Here is a 17218-nt window from a genome sequence, read left to right as displayed (position 1 = left end):
CGTGTGGATCGGCAACCGGGTCCGGATCACCATCGGCCGGGCCACCGACAACGACATCGTGCTGGGGGACGTGCAGGTCTCCCGGCGCCACGCCCGGCTGGAACGCGTCGGCGGGGCGTGGCGGCTGACCGACCTCGGCAGCCGGAACCCGACGCTCGTCAACGGCATCCCGGTCGCCGGGCGGGCCCCCATCGCCGACGGGGACCGGATCACGGTGGGGGCCACGGACCTCAGGGTCGAGGGCGAGCACCTGATCGCGACCGGCGGGGAACGGACGCGACTGGTGGCGGAGGACGTCGGCTTCGCCGTCGGGGGCCGGTCGCTGCTGTCGGGGGTCTCGCTCGACCTGCGTCCCGGGCAGCTGGTCGCCGTGGTCGGACCGTCAGGCGCGGGGAAGTCCACGCTGCTGAAAGTGCTTTCCGGCGAACTCGCGCCGAGCACCGGGCGGATCACCTACGACGGGTACGACATGCACCGGCAGCGGTCGGCGGTCGCCCGGCGGATCGGGGTGGTGCCCCAGGACGACGTGGTCCACCACCGGCTGAACGCGCGCAGTGCGCTGAGCTACGCGGCCCGGCTCCGGTTGCCGGACGACACCGGCGCGGCGGCCCGGCGGCGGCGCGTGGCCGAGACACTGGCCGAAGTCGGGCTCGGCGAGCACGCGGGCACGCCGATCCACCGGCTGTCCGGCGGCCAGCGCAAGCGCGTGTCGATCGCGCTCGAACTGCTGACCGCCCCGTCACTGCTGATGCTCGACGAGCCGACCTCCGGGCTGGACCCCGCCCTCGACCGGCAGATCATGGGCAGGCTCCGGGAGCTGGCCGACGCCGGCCGGACGGTCGTGGTGGTCACGCACAACGTCACCAACCTCGACGACTGCGATCTCGTACTGCTGCTGGCTCCCGGCGGAGTCCCGGTGTTCAGCGGGCGGCCCGCGGAACTGCGGGCGCGGTTCGGCACCGCCGACTGGGCGGAGATCTTCCAGCGCGTGATCTCCGGGACCGCGCCACCGCACCGGCCCGCCCCCGCCGGGCCCGCGGTCACGCCGCAGGCGGCCGTCACACCACCGCCGGTCCGCGCCGCGTTGTGGCACCAGGCCGGCACACTGGCCGCCCGGCACCTGCGGCTGATCCTCGCGGATCCGGGCTACGCCCTGTTCCTCCTGCTGGTCCCGGTCGTGCTGGCCGTCCTCGCGCTGGCGGTGCCCGGACACGAAGGACTGCGGCCGTCCGCGCCGGAGCACCCGACGGAGGCCGCGCAGATGCTCGTGCTGGTCTTCGTCGGCGCGGCGTTCATGGGTGCGGCGGCGTCGGCACGGGAAGCCGTCGCCGAACGCGCGATCTTCCTGCGCGAACGCGCGGTCGGGCTGCGGCCGGAGGCGTACGCCCTCGCCAAGGCGGCTGTGTTCACACTGGTCGCCGCCATCCAGTCCGCGGTGCTCGTCGGGGTCGTCACGGCGGTCAAGCCCGGGCCGGTTTCCGCGGTGCTGCTCCCGCGCCCGGCGGCCGAGCTCGCGGTCGCGGTCTGGCTGACCTCGCTGGCCTCCTGCCTGTTCAGCCTGCTTGGGTCGGCTCTCGTGCGCTCGACCGAGCAGACGACACCCGTGCTGGTCGTGACGGTGATGGCCCAGCTGGTGCTGTGCGGCGGGATGATCCCGGTGACCGGCCGGCCCGTTCTCGCCCAGCTGTCGTGGCTGGCGCCGTCGCGGTGGGGGTACGCGGCGGGGGCGTCCACGGTGGATGTCCGGCAGAACGGGCCGTCCGTTCCGGCGGACAGCCTGTGGACGCACGACTGGCCGTGGTGGTCGGCGTCCGCCGCGGCGTTGCTGATCTCGGCGGCAGCGGCGACGACGCTCTTCGCTGTTCGTGCAAGGAGGCTGCGGCGCACCTGAGGCGGACCGGCTGATCAGGGCCGTCCGTGCCATCATCGGGCATGGTCACCCTTCGCGACGCCCGTGAACCCGAGCTCAACAGCGGGGTGCTGCCCGGGAACGTGCGCGCCGACGACTGGATCATGCTCGTGCTCGCCGCCGGGTCGGTCGGGTTGCTGGGGTTCATGGTGCTCAGCCCGCCGTCGCGGGACGCCGGGCTCGTGATCTTCGCCGTCGACTGCGGGATCTGCGGGGTGTTCCTCCTCGAATTCCTGTGGCGGTGGCGGAAACGGCGGTGGGCCAGGAAGTTCCTCGTCCGGAATTGGTACGAGCTCTTCGCCATGATCCCGGTCGCGCACCCCGCGATGGTCGCGCACAAGTTCGTCAGCGTCGTGCTGCTGCTCGTCCGGATCGGGCGGGCCGCGGACCGGGCCGTCGGCGAGCAGTTCACCTACCGGCTCGTCGACAAGCTGTCCGAGCCGATCGTGAAGGCCATCAAGAAACCGATCACCGTCGCGGTGCTCGACGAGGTCGTCAAGGTGCTGGAAACCGGCAACTACCCCGAGAACCTCGCCAAGTCGCTCGGGGCCCACAAGGACGAGCTGCGCTCGATCATCGCCGAGAAGATCGCCGCGGACCCGCAGCTCGGGAAGCTCAAGCGGCTGCCCTTCCACGACGAGATCGTGCGCGCGTGCGTCGACACCTCCTTCCGCGTGCTGCTCGAGGTCCTGCTCGATCCGCGGATCGACGACTTCTTCTCCGCCGTCGTCCGCGAAAACCGCGAGCAGATCCGGCTGGCCGTGCAGCTCGGGCTCAACGACGTCGACGACGAGGACGAGGAAAACGTGCTGCCGGTGCGCACCCAGCGCTCGGCCGCGCACGAGTACGACCGGCTGCACCCGCGCTCACGGCCGTGAGGCCAGGTACGCGCTGAGCCGGGCGGCCGCGTCGAGCATCGCCAGGCCACGGGCGGTGAGCCTGCCCTGCCAGGTGGCGAGGGCTTGGGCCAGCGGCTCGGTGCCGCCCGCGGTGCGGACCTGGCCGACCACCGTCGCGATGTGGTCCAGGGGGTGGCCGCCGCGGCGGAGCAGGTGGGCCAGCTCGGCGTCGCGGATGTCGGCCGTGCGGAAGACCCGGTGGCCGGTGGCCGGGTTGCGCCCTGGCCCGAGGATGCCCGCGCGTTCCCACGCGCGGACGGTCGCGGCGGTGACGCCGAGGCGGCGGGCCAGTTCGCCGACCGACCAGCCGGCCGTGGCCGGTTCCGGGATCGCCGCGACCGGCAGGGAGCCGATCGCCGTGCGGACCGCGTTGAGGGTTTCGCGGTCGCGGGTCAGCTGGGCGTGTCCGCGGTCGACGAGCGTCAGCGCGCGCTCGACGTCGTCGGCGTGCACGGCGTGCATGATCCCGCCCGCCGTCGCGTGTCCGTAGGCCACGACCAGGGCGAGGAACGCGCGCAGCGCCGCCGCGTGCACTTCGGTGTAAACCCGGTACCCGCTCTCGGTGCGTGCCGCAGAGGGCAGGAAGCCGTCGCGCTCGTAGTTGCGGACCGCCTGCGTGGAGATGCCGTGCTCACGGGCGAGGTCAGCAGGTCTCAACCGAGTCTTCAAGGATACGATTCAACCACATGGACCTCACCGACTGCACCGCCGAACTGCTCGCCCTGGGCGAGCCGACGCACTTCGAACCGGCTTGCGCGTGGCTCCGCAACGACCTCTTCGCCCAGCTCGCCGCGCACGGGTTCCGGTCGATCGCGCTGGAGACCGACCGCGTGGCCGCGCTCGACGGCGGGTTTTCGCACGGCCTGGGCGAAGTGGACGCCAACCGGCAGCTGCTGGCCTGGCTGCGCCAGTACAACGAGAGCGCCGGTGAACCGCTGACCTGGCACGGTTTCGACGCCCCCACCGAGATGTTCAGCGCTCCCAGCCCGCGCGCCTACCTCGAGCACGCCCGTGACTACCTCGGTCTCGTCGCCGACATCGCGGCACTGGCCGGCGACGACGAGCGGTGGAGCCGCCGGGAAGCGATCCTCGACCCGGCCGAGTCGCCCGGCGCCACTGCCGAGGCCCGCGAGCTGCGTGTCATCGCGGACGACCTGCTCGTCGCACTCCACGGCCAGGCACCCCGGCGCACCGCGGACCGCGACGGCTGGGAGCGGGCCAAGGTGCACGCCACGGCCGGGCGCGGCCTGCTGCGCTACCACGCGGCATCGGCCGAACCCGGCGACCGGGACACGAGGATCGCGCGGCTCGCAGGTATGCGGGCGGTGCTCATGGCCGAGAACCTGCTGGACATCCGGGCCGTCGAGGCCGACCGTGGCCGGACACTGGTGTTCGCGCACAACAGCCACCTGCAACGCTCGGGGTCCGGCGCGGGCGCGATCGTCGCGTCCCTGCTCGGCGACCGGTACGCCTTCGTCGCCGGGAGCCTCGGCCACAGCGAGGCCCTCGGCCTCGGCGAGCCGGAGCCGGACACCTACGAAGGCCTGCTGCAGCGCGGTACGGAGACCTGGAAGCTGGCCGGCGTCCCCACCGGCCGCAAGCGCACCGACACCCAGCCCGAACGCGGCTACGTCGGGCTCGACCGGGAGTTGCTCGACGGCGCCGACGCGGTGTGGCACCTCGCCTGACGCCGCCGAGCACTCGGGTTACGGGTAGCTGACCACGTTGACCGGCACCGTGCCCGAAGGCGTGACGCCGCCGGTGTCGTTGATGACGTGCGTGATCGTGCCGCGGTAGTTGAGCGACACCGTCAGCAGGCTGTGGAACCGCACGCCGGCGTTGTTCGGCACCTCGAACGCGTGGTAGCTGGACACCGCCGGGTTCGTGTCGAAGAAGCAGTAACTCCCGAGGCCCCAGGCCTCATGGGACGTCACGTTCGCCCCGACCTTGTACGCGGCGTACCCGGCGACACCCGATGGGGCGTTCCACGACGCCTGGTTCGGCACGTCGTAGGGCATCTCGTTCTGGAAGAAGATCGTCTTCCCGCCCTGGCCGTTCCAGATCACCTGGTACTTCTGGTAGTGCTCGACGAACAGGCCGGTGGCCAGCACGTTCGCGCCGTTCACCACGAGACCCGTGTCGGCCGTGTTCGTGCCCCAGCCGACCGTGCCCGCGTTGCCGTGGTCGGCGCGCCAGGCCCAGATGTGGTCGATGACCGTGTTGGCGCTGTTGACGATCAGGCTGTTCGTCGCCTTGCCGGCGAGCTGGCCGCCGATCCGGAAGAACACGTCCTGGACCGTCGTCGGGTTTCCGGCGTGCGAAGCCGACGAGCCCGACTGGCCCACCGTCAGCAGCGCCTGCGAGTTCGTCGTGCCGGCGTCGAAGAGCAGGCCCTTGAGCCGGACGCCGTCCACATCGGACACCTGCATCGCGTTGACGCCGTTGTCCGGCACCAGCGTCGGGTAACCGATGCCGAGGACGGTGGTGTTCGCGCGGGTCACGTTGAGCGTCTGGTTCAGGTGGTAGATGCCCGGCGTGAAGAACAGGTTGCAGCCCGCGGCGAGCGCGTTGTTGATCGACGCGGCCGTGTCGCCCGCCTTGACGACGTAGAACTGGCTCATCGGCGCCGACGTACCCGGCGTGCTGCCGCTCGCCCAGCTGGGGCCGGACGCGTTCGTGCGCAGCGAAGGCAGGAAGACGCGGTACTTGCCGGTGCCGTCGACGTAGAGGTAGGGCACGTCACGGGAGACCGGCGTCGTGGCCAGCGTGGTCTCGGGCGGGTTCGGGAACGTGGTCGCCGGCGCGCCGCTGGTGCCGGAGAAGACCATGTTCCACACGCCGCCGTTCCAGCTGCCGAGCGCCGAGTCGCGGGTGTACCACTGCTGCTGGGAGATCGACGCCGCCTGACCGGCCACCTTCGTGTCGGCGATGTAGCCGCCGCTGGCGTAGCCGTAGCTCGCCGGGTACAGCTGCAGCCCGCCGCGGACGTCCATCCGGCGGAACGGCGCGGCCTGCGCGACCGCCCAGCGTTCCTGGCCACCGGAGGGGTTGACCGCCAGGTTCTCCGCCGAGCGCCAGAAGTTCTGCAGCGCCACGCCGTTGTCGGAGGCGTTGAAGGCGTCGACGGTGACGTCGCCGTTGATCAGGACGTCGCCCGGGTTCTGCCCGAGGCCGGCGACCGAGGTGTAGAAGCCGACGTTGTCGTGCACGCCCGAGTAGGTGCCCGGCTTGAACAGGTGGGCGACGCGCCGGTCCGCGAACTGCGCGGTCAGCGTGTCCTTCTGGTTGTTGAAGTCGGTGTCCAGCTGCGCCTGGATGGTCGCCGCGGACATGCCGGGGTCGAAGATCCGCACGTTCGGCCCGAAGTTCGGGGTGTCGGACTGCGTGGGGCAGCCGGCCTGGGTGCCGATCGTGTAGCTCGCGCTCGACACCGGGGACGTCGTCGAACCCGATTTGAGCGCGATCGCGTTGACCGTGCGGGAGTCCGGGACGCTGATCGGTCCGCTGTAGAGCGTCGAGGACGCGGTCGGGGTCGAGCCGTCCACCGTGTACCGGATGGTGGCGCCCGCGGTGGCGCTGCTGATCGTCACCGTCTGGGCGCTGGCGTAGGTGCCGCCGGGTGGGCTGAACGTCGGCGCGGCGACCGTCGTCGTGCCGCCACCGCCCACGGTGTAGCTGAAGTGCGGGGTGTCGTACTGCGGCCCGCTCTTCTCGTAGGTGAACCAGTAGTCGAGGACGTTTCCGCTGCTCACGCCGTTGACGGTGGTGCGCCAGGTGCCGGAACCGTTGGTCATCCGGACGTTCTGCTGGCCGACGCCCGGCACGCCGGTGTAGTGGATGTCCACGTACAGCGCGGGGGTCGTCGGGGTGAAGGTGATCTGCACCTGCGTCGAGCTGGGCTGGCTGACGCTCTGGGTGTAGTCGTCGGCCGCGAGGGCGGCCGGGGCGGTCAGCCCGGCCGCCACCAGCAGTGCCGAGGCGACGAGCGCGAGCACCGGGCCGCGTCGTCGTAGCTTGTCCAAGGTCCGGTTCACGCCGTGACACCTCCGCCGTTGGGGATCCACGAGGCAATTTGTTGCCAGTCGCAACAAAGTAGCTCCCGCTCAGCGGCCTGTTCATCACGGTTGGGTAACACTTGTCTGGACCAATGCGCGAACGGGTGAAGCGGTTCGTAGCTGTTCGTCGGGTTGGCGACCCGATGGGCGAATGACTGAACCGATGAACCTTCTTCCGTCGGGTGACCTCGTCCGAGGTGAGATGCGACGATCCCCTGCCACCCCCTACCGAGGAGTAGGCCATGGTGCCTCGACGGTTGTTCCGGTCCCTCGTCGTCCTCTCCCTCCTCGCGGCCCCGCTGACGGTGGCCGCGACCTCGACCGCCGAAGCCGCGCCGCTGCAGAGCGGCGGCATCGTGAACTTCGGCTGCGCCACCTCGGGCAAGCTGCACTGCCTCGGCAAGGCGATCCGGTCGCCGAACGGCAACGGCCCGCTGGTCGTCTCGACCCCGGTCGGCTACGGGCCGGTCGAGATCCAGGCCGCGTACCACCTCGGCGGGCTGCACGCGAACGGCCGCACAGTGGCCATTGTGGACGCTCAGGACGCGCCGACCGCGGAGGCCGACCTGGCCAAGTTCCGCTCCGCGCGCGGCCTTTCGCCGTGCACGACGGCCAACGGCTGCTTCAAGAAGGTCAACCAGAACGGCGCGGCGAGCCCGCTCCCGGCACCCGACTACGGCTGGGCCGAGGAAATCAGCCTGGACCTCGACGCGGTGTCGGCGACCTGCCCGGACTGCCACATCCTGCTGGTGGAAGCCAATTCCCCGGACACCGACCCGCTGATGACGGCGGTCGACACGGCCGCGGCGACGCCGGGCGTGGTGGCGATCTCCAACAGCTACGGCGGCGCCGAGGATTCGACGATCCTCGCCGCGGACGCGCACCTGAACCACCCGGGCATCGCGGTCACGGCTTCCTCGGGTGACTCGGGCTACGGCGTCAGCTGGCCGGCGTCTTCGCCGTACGTGACGGCGGTCGGCGGCACGACGCTGAAGAAGGCGGCGACGACCACCCGCGGCTGGACCGAAACGGCGTGGAACGGCAGCGGCAGCGGGTGTTCGGCCCTGGAGGCGAAACCGGCCTGGCAGCACGACGCCGGGTGTGCGAAGAGGACGGTCGCGGACGTCTCGGCGGTCGCGGACCCGGCCACCGGGCTCGGGGTGTACGACACGTACAACAGCTGCGGCAGCTCGTCGTGGTGCGACTTCCTGCTGTCGCTGGGCCTGGCCCAGGGTGCGGACGGCTGGGTGCAGGTCGGCGGCACGAGCCTGTCGTCCCCGGTGATCGCGAGCGTGTACGCGCTGGCGGGCAACTCGGTGACGTCGGGGTCGTACCCGTACGCGCACACCAGCGGCCTGTACGACGTGACGTCGGGCTCGAACGGCAGCTGCGGTGGCAGCTACCTGTGCACGGCGGGTGCCGGGTACGACGGGCCGACCGGGCTGGGTACGCCGAACGGCACGTCAGGCTTCTGACCGCCGGATCGGCCGGCCGAGCGCCGCGGTCAGCTCGGCGTCGATCCGCGTGAGCAGGTCGCCGAAGACGCAGATCGTCGCCTCCCACGGGTGCCCGAAGGTGCCCAGCCGGAGGTCGCCGGTCAGGTAGCTGTAGTAGTCGCCGTTCGGGATGACGGCGCCGGGCCAGCGGGGTCCGGCGCCGTCGACCCGGGCGGGGTCGAAGCGGTAGCCGGCGTGCTGCCAGTCGAGCCAGTACAGCTCCTCGCCGGGCTTGACGGACGCGCGGAGTCCCTTGTGGACGATGCCGTCGAGCCGCGGGTCGTCGAGTGCGCCGAGGCGCCAGGTCGCCGAGTGCGCCGGTTCGGTGATGCCGGGGAACTCCTGCGTGTCGGGCCGGAAGGCGAACCGCTCCTCGAAGCGGGACCAGATGTCGTCGTACTCCGGCTCGGAGAACAGCTGCCGAACCGGCCGGGTCCGCGCCGGTTCGCCGGGCGGGGTCAGGTGGTAGCGGGTGACCGTGGTGACCGCGCGCATCCCGGCGGCTTCGAACGCGTCCCGCAGGTCGCCGGTGGCTTCCGCGAGCAGGAACCGCACCCCCCGGTGCGGTCGGGCGAGCCGCCAGTCGTGGGCGACGAGCGTGGCGGCGAAGCGGGGGTCGGTGACCCCGCCGACCACCATGAACTCCCCGGACTGTTCGAGCCAGGCGGCGCGATCGCCGTCGAGGACGACCGCGGCCGACTGGTCCAAGTAGGCGGAGTCGGCGAGGAACTCCGAGAACGGGCGGCGGTGCGGGCCGGTCTTCGCGGCCAGCTCCGCGACCCGCCGGTGCCCGGCCCAGTCGTGGCCGACCACGGGGAGCGTCGTGGGGTCCGTCCCGATCGGACAGCTGAGGACCGTGCGTTCCGGCTCCGCCGCGAAGCCGGCGGCGAGCAGGGCCTCGGCGAGCCGGGCGTCGCCGTAGACCGGCCAGAGCACCGGCTCGTGGCGTTGCGCGAAGGCCTCGATCTGCCGGGACACCAGCGCTTCGAGGTCCCATTCGGGCAGCGGCCCGTGACTCACCTCGCCGTGGGTGCCGTAGTGGGTTCGCACCACCGGGCCGTCACGGTCGACCACCGCGCCCACCGGTGGGCGCGGTGGCCGGCGGTTCAGTGCCTCTTCCATACCGCCGATCTTCCCCGGTCGGGGGACGTCAGCGCAGGGCATTTTCGCGTGTCTGCGCGAGCTGACCCAGTGAAATCCGGTCCAGGTCCGGGGCGCCGGCGCGGTCGTTGCCGATCCGGATCGTGTTGGCGCCCGCGGTCAGCGTCACCGGGACCGAAGTGGTGTACGGGGTGCTGTTCCCGGCGCCGCTGACCTTCACCTCGGCCGGCGGGCCGCCGTTCGCCGACACGAAGTACGACCGGTCGCCGTTGACGGTGAAGTCCAGGTACAAGGTGTACCGGCCCGCCGCGGGCACCGTGACGCCGGGGAAGGTCACCGCCGCTCCCGGGCCGATGTTGCGCACCTTCTGCCCGCCCGAGCACGGCGAGCAGCCGGTGACGCCGGCGTCGCCGATGTCGTTCGCCGAGTCCTCCGCTTCGCGCATGAACACGCGGTCCGCGGGCCGTGGCTTGACCTGCACCGGCTTGCTCACCGACTTCGCGCGCCCGAGCGTCCGGAAGGACGCCGTCACCGGGATGCTCACGTCCTGGGCCGCCGGGGCGGTCACCGTCCACGAGCCGCTCAGCACCTGGCCGAGCCCCAGGGCGGACGCCGTCGCCGGGCCGCCGGTGACCGTCCAGCCCGCCGGGACGACCGGGGCCAGCGACACCTGGTCGATCGGGTCGTCGACGTCCAGCCGCAGCGACGCGGTGATGGTCAGGGACTGTTGTCCCGGTGAAACCCATTGCACGCCGGCGGGCTGCACGGTCAACGTCGTCTTCGGCGTGGACGACTCCGGCGGCATCGGCGCCACGGCGATCCGGTCGAGGTCCGTCGTCCCGGAGACCTTGATCGTGTTGGCGCCCGCGGTCAGCGGCACCGGGATCGCCGCCGGTGCGGTGACCGCGATCGGGGCCGCGCCGTTGACGATCACCGCGAGCGTGCCCGGCCCCGTCGTGTCCAGCTGCAGCCGGGACGGGCCGGTGGCCTGGACGTCGCGGAAGACGACCGCACCGCGGTCGAGGCCGGTCACCGCGTTCGTGCCCGAGCACGCCTCGCACCACACCGGCGTCGCCTGGCCTTCGAAGCCGTTGCGCCACGACTCCGCTTCCAGCGGCACCTCGCCGCGCGGATCCGGGTAGCCGTAGGCGACGTCGATCTCGTCGAGCGCGAGCTGCCGGTAGAACGGCTTGGCCTGCGGCCCGGACCACGTGTTCAGCACCTCCAGCTTCAGGTACCGCGCGTGCACCTCGCCGACGTCGATGAACTGGACGCCGCGGTTGCTCGGCAGGGCGCCGGTGCGCACCGTGCGCCAGTTCGTCCCGTCGTCACTGGCGTGGACCCGGTAGTCCTTGATCCGCGCGGAATCCTCGGCGCGGCCGAAGGACTCCCGGGCGTACGTCGGCGACGACTCCCGCTCGTGCACCGCCAGGTAGGCCGTCGACCGCTTCCGGCCCAGGTCCAGCGTCACGGACACCGGCAGCTGACCGCCCGCGTCCCAGTAGTTCAGGTAGCTGCCGTCGACGAGGTTCGCCGCCGGGTGCCCGTCCGCGGAAGCCGACGCGGTCGCCTTGATCGTGTTCTTGTCGTAGAAGTACTGCTGGCCGGCCGTGGTCACCTTGAACACGGTGTCGTAGGCGTCCCAGTCCGTGATGTCCAAGACGGACAGATAGCCGCCGGACTGCGCGAACCGCATCGGCTTGCCGGTGCGCAGGTCGGCCACGCCGGTGACGCGGTAGCCGTTGTCCCGCAGGCGGACCAGGTTCGTCGACGGCCGCGTGACGACGTGCACGTACTGCGTCTTCGCCCCGGGCTGCACGGTGATCACGCCGTGCGCGCCGTCGTTCCAGAAGCCGGGCTGCAGGCCGCCGTACATGTACCCACCGCCTTCGGTGCCCTGCAGTGACTCCTTGATCGGCCGGGTCCAGGACGCCATGAAGTTGTTGAACGCCTCCTGCTGCGGCGGGAACTTCCCGTTCAGCATGGCGGTTTCGGCCATCAGCGACTTGATCGACGAGCCCGCGTTCGTGATGTACCGGCCGGTGGAGAGCCGGAAGTCGACGGCCTGGTCGCCGCCGCTGTACCACCAGTCGCCGTTGGTCGGCAGTTTGTAGTCCGCTTCGGTGAGCCGCGGCATCGGCGTGTAGATCGCCTGCGGGTAGTCGTACGACGGCGTCATGCCGGTCTTCTGCTCGTTGCTGACCGTGTCCATGATCGGCGTGTCCTCGTTGTTGTTGCTCAGCAACCAGGACGGCCGCTTGTCGCGGATGTGCTCGTAGAGCCCGTGCTGCTCCCAGTACTCGTTGTCGTTGTCGATCCAGAACCCGGCGAGGTCGGAGTAGCGGTCCATGACCTCGTCGAACAGGTCGTAGCTGTACTCGCCGAAGCCGGGCCGGGTGGTCAGGTCGACCGGCTTGCCCTTGTACGCCGAGTAGGCGGCCGAATCGAGCGACTCGTGGCCGGTTTCGTTGTGCCACTGCGGGTCGTCGGTCATGTAGAGCATGACGCGCACGCCCTTCGCCCGGCCCGCGGCGATCAGCTCGCCGAGGAAGTCGCGCTGCGTCGAGCAGCTGCCGGGGATCTTCGACGGCCACGGCCGCGCGTAACCCAGCCGGCTGTGGAAGGTGGTGAGGACGACGTAGGACGCGCCCAGCTTCGTCGCCTCGTCGATCCAGTAGCCCGGCGTCCAGCCACCGTCGGTGACGTCGCGTTCCCAGGCGGCGCAGTCGGTGTGCCGCGGCGCGGTGAACATGCCCCAGTGCAGGAACAGCCCGGCCGTCGACGCCCGCAGCCAGTCCTGGCGCGGGTGGTACAGCTCGGCGTTCGCGGGACTGACCAGGCTCGCCGCCAGCGCGATGACTGCGGCGAGGCAGGCAAGTAGTCGGATTCTCAAGGGACCTCCTCGTCCGGAGAGATCCGATGATTGGACGGTCGTATATCGTACGTCAAGGGCGGATGCCGCTCATCGGCACACAGTCGTCCGATCTGTCACGAACGCGCGGGCGCACTCGTCAAGGGAGTGATCGACCCGCGAAAGGACAGGCCCGTGAACCAGAAGCTCCTGGCTGCCAGCTTCGAGACCCACCGCGAACACCTGCGGTCGGTCGCCTACCGGATGCTGGGCTCGCTGAGCGAGGCCGAAGACGCGGTGCAGGAGTCCTGGCTGCGGCTGAGCCGGAGCGACGCCGGCGCGGTGGAGAACCTGGCCGGCTGGCTGACGACGGTCGTCGGGCGGGTCTGCCTCGACATGCTGCGCTCCCGCAAGGCCCGGCGCGAAGAGCCGTGGGAAACCCTGGTGCCCGACCCGATCGTCACCCGGGAGGACGCCGGCCCGGAGCACGAAGCGGTGCTGGCGGATTCAGTCGGCCTCGCCCTGCTGGTCGTGCTCGACACGCTCACCCCGGCCGAGCGGCTGGCGTTCGTGCTGCGGGACATGTTCGCGCTGCCGTTCGAGGAGATCGCGTCGATCGTCGGCCGGTCCGAGGCGGCGACCCGGCAGCTGGCGAGCCGCGCCCGGCGGCGGGTCCAGGGCGCGCCGGTCGCGCCGGACCCGGACCTCGCCCGCCAGCGCCGGGTCGTGGACGCCTTCCTGGCAGCCGCCCGTGAAGGCGACTTCGACGCGCTGGTCTCGGTCCTCGACCCCGACGTCGTCCTGCGCGCCGACCACGGCCCGGCCCAGGGCGGCTCGACCGAGGTCCGCGGCGCGGCGGCCGTGGCGAACCAGGCGCTGACGTTCTCGCGCCTCGCCGCCGGCGGCGGCCAGGTGCACCGGGCACTGGTCAACGGCGCGGCGGGCGTGGTGGCGACGCGCGCGGGCCGGCCGTTCTCGGTGCTGGGCTTCACGGTCACGGGCGGCCGGATCGTCGAGATCGACATCCTCGCCGACCCCGAGCGGCTCGACCGGCTGGACCTGGCGGTGCTCGGCTGAGCGGCGCCGTCCCGCGGGGGAAGGCCTGCGATCGGCCTTCCGTGCCGGCCGGTTCAGCCGAGCTCTTCGACCAGCCCGATGATGACGCCCGCCGGGCCGCGGACGTAGGCGTACCGGCAGTAGTCCTCGTACCGCGCCACCTCGCCGACGAGTTCGGCACCGTGGGCGCGCAGCCGGCCCAGGACGTCGTCGACGGCGTCGACGACGAACGTGAGGCGGGGGATGCCGGGGACGTTCACCGGCGCCTTCGGCGCACCGGCGGCGGCCACCGGCCGCTGGAACGTCGACAGCTCGACCCGGCCGTGGCCGTCCGGGGTCCGCAGGAAGGCGAGGTCCGCCCGGACGCCGTCCAGCCCGACGAGCTGATCCACCCACGCACCCTCGACGGTCGTCCCGCCCTCCGGTTCCATGCCCAGTGCGACGAAGAACGCGACGGCGGCCGCGAGATCCTCGACCACGACACCGACGTGATCCATCCGGCGGATCGTCATGCTGCCTCCCGTGTCACGCGGCCCTTCGCGGCCGCTCGTGCCCCTGGGACGGAGCCGGCGCCACGTTCTCGACATCGGTCACGGGGCCCAGAGACTGTCATGCTCGTCCACGATGGCTCCGGTCTCGTCCGTCATCAGGGCGATCTCCCCGGTGCCGTCGAAGTGCAGGTACCGGCGCGTGCCGTCCGCGTACTGCCGCACCGACCCCGCCACCACGGCCACCAGCTCGCCGTCTTCGACGGCGTACAGGTCGTCCGGGGTCAGGACTTCGTGGATGCGCGTGCCGTCGGTGACCAGGGTGCGGACCCGGCGGCCGGTGTGGTCGTAGCTGTACAGCGCGTTGACGCCGTCGTCGCCGTGCAGCCCGCGCAACCGGCCGAACGCGTCGCGGATTTCGCTCCCCGGTCCCGGCGCCGCCGCCGGGGACGGCCCGGCCCCGATTTCACGCAGGATCCCGCCGCGGCCGGTGAGCACGTGCCGTCCGTCGGCGAAGTGTTCGCTGACGCCGTTCGCGTAGTGGACCGCGGTGCGGCGGCCGCTCAGGTCGTAGTCGACGGCGTCGACGAAATCGGGGACGCTCACCAGCCTGCCCACCTCGTCGTACTGGTGGTGCACGGTCAGCCGCCCGTCGCCGGCGTCGGGGTAGCGGACTTCCGCCGTCCGCCCGTCGGCCCGGCGGGCCACGTCGAGCCGGTACTCGACGGCGACGTGTGCGGGGCGCCAGCGCTTCTCGGCCGGATGACCGAGCGCGTCGTAACCGAACTGGGTCGCGCCGCATTCGTCGGCGACGCGCACCAGGCGGCCGCAGCTGTGCGGACCCGCGCCGAGCGGCGCCGGGAGCCCGCCGTCGTGGTGGGTGAACGTGGTGACCGGCGTGCCGTACGGGTCGTCGACCAGCACCGCGGCCACCCGGCCCGCGGCGTCGTGGACGTGGAACACCGCGTGCCCGCCCGCGGTCCGCGACTCCACGGTGTGCCCGGCCGCGTCCCGGACGTGCACGACGCCATCGGCACCTCGCAGCGCCCGGCCCAGCAGGTCGTGCGGGCCACCTTGCGGAAGTTCACCTTCCTCGAGGTGGCCGGCCCGAAGTCCGGCGGGCAGCGGGCGGCCCAGCGCGTCGTAGCGGAGCTCCGTCGGCGGGGGCAGCGGCTCGCCGTCCCGGAACGCCCGGCTCGTGTGGCTCACCAGGCCCCGCGCGCAGTACTGGTGGTGCTCGTCGACGACGTCGCCGAGGAGTTCCGCGTGCCGCCGCTCCAGCAGCCGCCCGGCGCCGTCGCGCAGCTCGGCGGTCACCAGCACCTCCGCCTCGCCGGACACCGCGCGCTGCTCGGTCGTCACCAGGTTGCCGTCGTAGCGGTACCGGACGGTCGGCAGGTCCGCCGAGTCGCCCGGCCGCACCACCGTTTCGGGACGCCCCAGCGGGTCGTGGGTCACCGTGGTCACCGCGCCCGCCGGATCGGTCACTTCGCACACCCGCGCCGTGCGGACGTCGTGGCGCGTGATCGTCACGTTCCCGAGTGGGTCCGTGGCCACCTCGGGGAAGCAGCGGTCGGCCGAATACCGGACCTCCCGGGGGTGGCCGAGCGGATCGGTCGTCGTGGTGCGCAGCCCGGTGACGGTGTCGAGCCGCCCGTGGAACGTCGTGATCCACCAGCCGTCCTCCCCGGGGCGGCGGTGGTAGCCGTGGTGCCGGAGGTCGGGTGGGACCGGGCCGTAGACGTCGGCGACGAGTGCGTCGGTGAGCACCAGTTCCTCCTGCGCGGTGCGGAAGCCGTGCGCACCGGCGAAGCCGTCGGGTTCTTCGTCGTACCGGAAGATCTTGTCGGACAGCACCTTTCCGGTGCCGTCCAGTTCGCGGATCCGCGCGGGCAGCGCGGTGAACCGGCGTTCGGGGTCGGCCGCGTACGTCGTCCGGGTCTCGCGCACGACCGGGGCGCGGCCGGGCCGTTCGGTCGTCTCCAGCTCCCGGACCGGGTTCTCGTCCGCGTCGAAGGCCGTTTCCTTCGTGGTGACCGAAACCGGCGACTTCCGGCGCTCGAACACCGTCGTCACCTCGCGTGTCCATTGTGGACTGCGAGTGTGTTCGACGCGGCAGTACGGCCGGTCCTCGGCCGGTGAACCGTCGAGGCCGTAGGTCTCCTCCTTGTCCAGGGCCCCTTCCGTGCCGAACCAGCGCACGGTCCGCAGTGTCGGCGCGCACTCGTCGCCGAGCTCGTCCTGGACGACCCGGCCGAAGACCGGGAACCGGCTGTCGTGGTACTCGAACTGCGTCACGCCCACGTGGCCGGTGACCGATTCCCGCAGGGAGACGCGCCGGACCACCGGTACCGATGCGACGGTCGCGTACTCGATCGAGGTGCGCAGCCCCATCCCGTTGTCGATTTCGCACAGCCGCCCGGTGCGGGGCAGGTCTTCGAAAGAGTGGTACGGCACGGCGTCGAGCAGCGACACCGCCCCGCCGCCGGACCGCCCGTGCGCGGCCAGCCGGACCCGCCGGGGTGCCGGGGACGCCACGGACGCGTAGGCCAGGCGCAGCACCGGAGCGGCGGTTTCGGCGCCACGGGTGCCGAAACCGGTGAGCGCCACCGACGTCAGCAGGGATGCGCCGGTGACGTCGTCGGCGGCGTAGCCGAGCGTCCACCGCCGCACGAGCGGCCGCTCCGAGGCGGGCACCCGCAGGTCGATCCGCGCGCACCGCAGCGCCGTCGTGACCAGGGTGCCGCCGCGGCCCCGGCGCAGCACGTCCGGCCGCGGCTCGTACGTGAACTCCACCTCGTACGGACCGTAGGAGACGCGCGTGAGGTAGGCCTGGCCGCTGTGGTGCGCCCAGCCGAACGCCGCGGTGGTGCCGAAGGGGTCCTCGGTGCGGTCGAGGTACCAGGCGGAGTCCTCGCCGGGGGCGAGGAAGTGCCGGAGCCCCGCTGGGGTGGTGAGGAGGAAGCCGGCGCCCCGGCGGACGAGCCGGTCCGCCGGGCCGGGCGGGGTCTGGCCGTCCGACGGCCCGACGTGGGGCAGCGGCAGCGTGAACCCGCCGCCGAACGGGCCGTTCGGGGCGCCGGTCGCGTAGCGCAGGACGAGTTCCGGGGCGATGCCACCGGGGCCGGGTGGCAGGTCGAGCGGGATCGTGAAGCAGCCGCCGCCGGTCGCCGGGTCCGGCGTGAACGCTTCCTGCGTGCTCGACCGGAGCACAACCATGGTGATCTCCCCGCCTGGATCCGTACTGCGCTGGTCGGATCGTCACTTCCGGAGGGCCAAGTGGGTGAGCCGGGGGCGCCAGATACGCCGTCACCCGTTTGCCGCCGTCGTTATGCGTTCGTGATGTCGATGTCGTATCCCAAG

The 17218-nt window shown here is 71.9% G+C and carries 11 protein-coding genes; 5 read left to right on the top strand and 6 right to left on the bottom strand.

All coding sequences use genetic code 11. From position 1 onward, the window contains the following. Position 1 precedes the first annotated feature (1 nt). Together AB0F15_RS10040 and AB0F15_RS10035 are read left to right on the top strand one after the other, a co-directional pair. A complete protein-coding gene (locus tag AB0F15_RS10040; RefSeq protein WP_360268068.1) occupies positions 2 to 1891 on the top strand; it encodes an ATP-binding cassette domain-containing protein in 1890 nt (629 codons plus the stop codon). 41 nt (positions 1892 to 1932) lie between these two features. Next, complete coding sequence (locus AB0F15_RS10035) at positions 1933 to 2787, top strand: ion transporter (RefSeq protein WP_360268065.1); 855 nt, start codon at positions 1933 to 1935, stop codon at positions 2785 to 2787. Here the strand turns inward: AB0F15_RS10035 and AB0F15_RS10030 are convergent. Further along, a complete protein-coding gene (locus AB0F15_RS10030; RefSeq protein WP_360268062.1) occupies positions 2776 to 3477 on the bottom strand; it encodes a TioE family transcriptional regulator in 702 nt (233 codons plus the stop codon). The two genes, AB0F15_RS10035 and AB0F15_RS10030, sit on opposite strands and share 12 nt — an antisense overlap. 17 nt (positions 3478 to 3494) lie before the next feature. On the opposite strand from AB0F15_RS10030, the gene AB0F15_RS10025 reads away from it, so the two are divergent. After that, positions 3495 to 4496 (top strand): erythromycin esterase family protein, encoded by a 1002-nt coding sequence (locus tag AB0F15_RS10025; RefSeq protein WP_360268060.1) that lies wholly within the window; start codon positions 3495 to 3497, stop codon positions 4494 to 4496. Between the two features lie 18 nt (positions 4497 to 4514). Here AB0F15_RS10025 and AB0F15_RS10020 read toward each other — a convergent pair whose 3' ends face one another. Further along, positions 4515 to 6842 (bottom strand): chitobiase/beta-hexosaminidase C-terminal domain-containing protein, encoded by a 2328-nt coding sequence (locus tag AB0F15_RS10020; protein WP_360268057.1) that lies wholly within the window; start codon positions 6840 to 6842, stop codon positions 4515 to 4517. Positions 6843 to 7105: 263 nt separating this feature from the next. On the opposite strand from AB0F15_RS10020, the gene AB0F15_RS10015 reads away from it, so the two are divergent. Beyond that, positions 7106 to 8338, top strand: coding sequence for a peptidase S8 (locus tag AB0F15_RS10015; protein ID WP_360268054.1), 1233 nt, complete (start codon positions 7106 to 7108; stop codon positions 8336 to 8338). On the opposite strand, the gene AB0F15_RS10010 is transcribed toward AB0F15_RS10015, so the two are convergent. Both AB0F15_RS10010 and AB0F15_RS10005 read right to left on the bottom strand, forming a co-directional pair. Further along, a complete protein-coding gene (locus AB0F15_RS10010; RefSeq protein ID WP_360268051.1) occupies positions 8327 to 9481 on the bottom strand; it encodes a DUF2716 domain-containing protein in 1155 nt (384 codons plus the stop codon). The genes AB0F15_RS10015 and AB0F15_RS10010 overlap by 12 nt on opposite strands. Before the next feature lie 28 nt (positions 9482 to 9509). After that, positions 9510 to 12353, bottom strand: coding sequence for an alpha-L-fucosidase (locus AB0F15_RS10005; RefSeq protein WP_360268048.1), 2844 nt, complete (start codon positions 12351 to 12353; stop codon positions 9510 to 9512). A 153-nt stretch (positions 12354 to 12506) separates the two neighbouring features. Between AB0F15_RS10005 and sigJ the strand changes: the two genes are divergently transcribed. Beyond that, complete coding sequence (gene sigJ / locus AB0F15_RS10000) at positions 12507 to 13388, top strand: RNA polymerase sigma factor SigJ (protein WP_360268045.1); 882 nt, start codon at positions 12507 to 12509, stop codon at positions 13386 to 13388. Between the two features lie 53 nt (positions 13389 to 13441). Here sigJ and AB0F15_RS09995 read toward each other — a convergent pair whose 3' ends face one another. Then, on the bottom strand, positions 13442 to 13879 hold the full coding sequence (locus tag AB0F15_RS09995) for a VOC family protein (protein ID WP_360268042.1): 438 nt from the start codon (positions 13877 to 13879) through the stop codon (positions 13442 to 13444). 78 nt (positions 13880 to 13957) lie between these two features. Then, complete coding sequence (locus tag AB0F15_RS09990) at positions 13958 to 17074, bottom strand: SpvB/TcaC N-terminal domain-containing protein (RefSeq protein ID WP_360268039.1); 3117 nt, start codon at positions 17072 to 17074, stop codon at positions 13958 to 13960. Positions 17075 to 17218: the final 144 nt, after the last annotated feature.

Source organism: Amycolatopsis sp. NPDC026612, assembly GCF_040638285.1.
GTDB lineage: Bacteria > Actinomycetota > Actinomycetes > Mycobacteriales > Pseudonocardiaceae > Amycolatopsis.
This window is presented reverse-complemented; position numbering and strand designations above follow the sequence as displayed.

What these genes read in the sequence shown, in the direction of transcription:
- AB0F15_RS10035 (WP_360268065.1), top strand. Translation starts at nt 1,933, where the DNA reads ATGGTCACCCTTCGCGACGCCCGTGAACCCGAGCTCAACAGCGGGGTG.
- AB0F15_RS10025 (WP_360268060.1), top strand. Translation starts at nt 3,495, where the DNA reads ATGGACCTCACCGACTGCACCGCCGAACTGCTCGCCCTGGGCGAGCCG.
- AB0F15_RS10015 (WP_360268054.1), top strand. Translation starts at nt 7,106, where the DNA reads ATGGTGCCTCGACGGTTGTTCCGGTCCCTCGTCGTCCTCTCCCTCCTC.
- AB0F15_RS10010 (WP_360268051.1), bottom strand. Translation starts at nt 9,481, where the DNA reads ATGGAAGAGGCACTGAACCGCCGGCCACCGCGCCCACCGGTGGGCGCG.
- AB0F15_RS09995 (WP_360268042.1), bottom strand. Translation starts at nt 13,879, where the DNA reads ATGACGATCCGCCGGATGGATCACGTCGGTGTCGTGGTCGAGGATCTC.
- AB0F15_RS09990 (WP_360268039.1), bottom strand. Translation starts at nt 17,074, where the DNA reads ATGGTTGTGCTCCGGTCGAGCACGCAGGAAGCGTTCACGCCGGACCCG.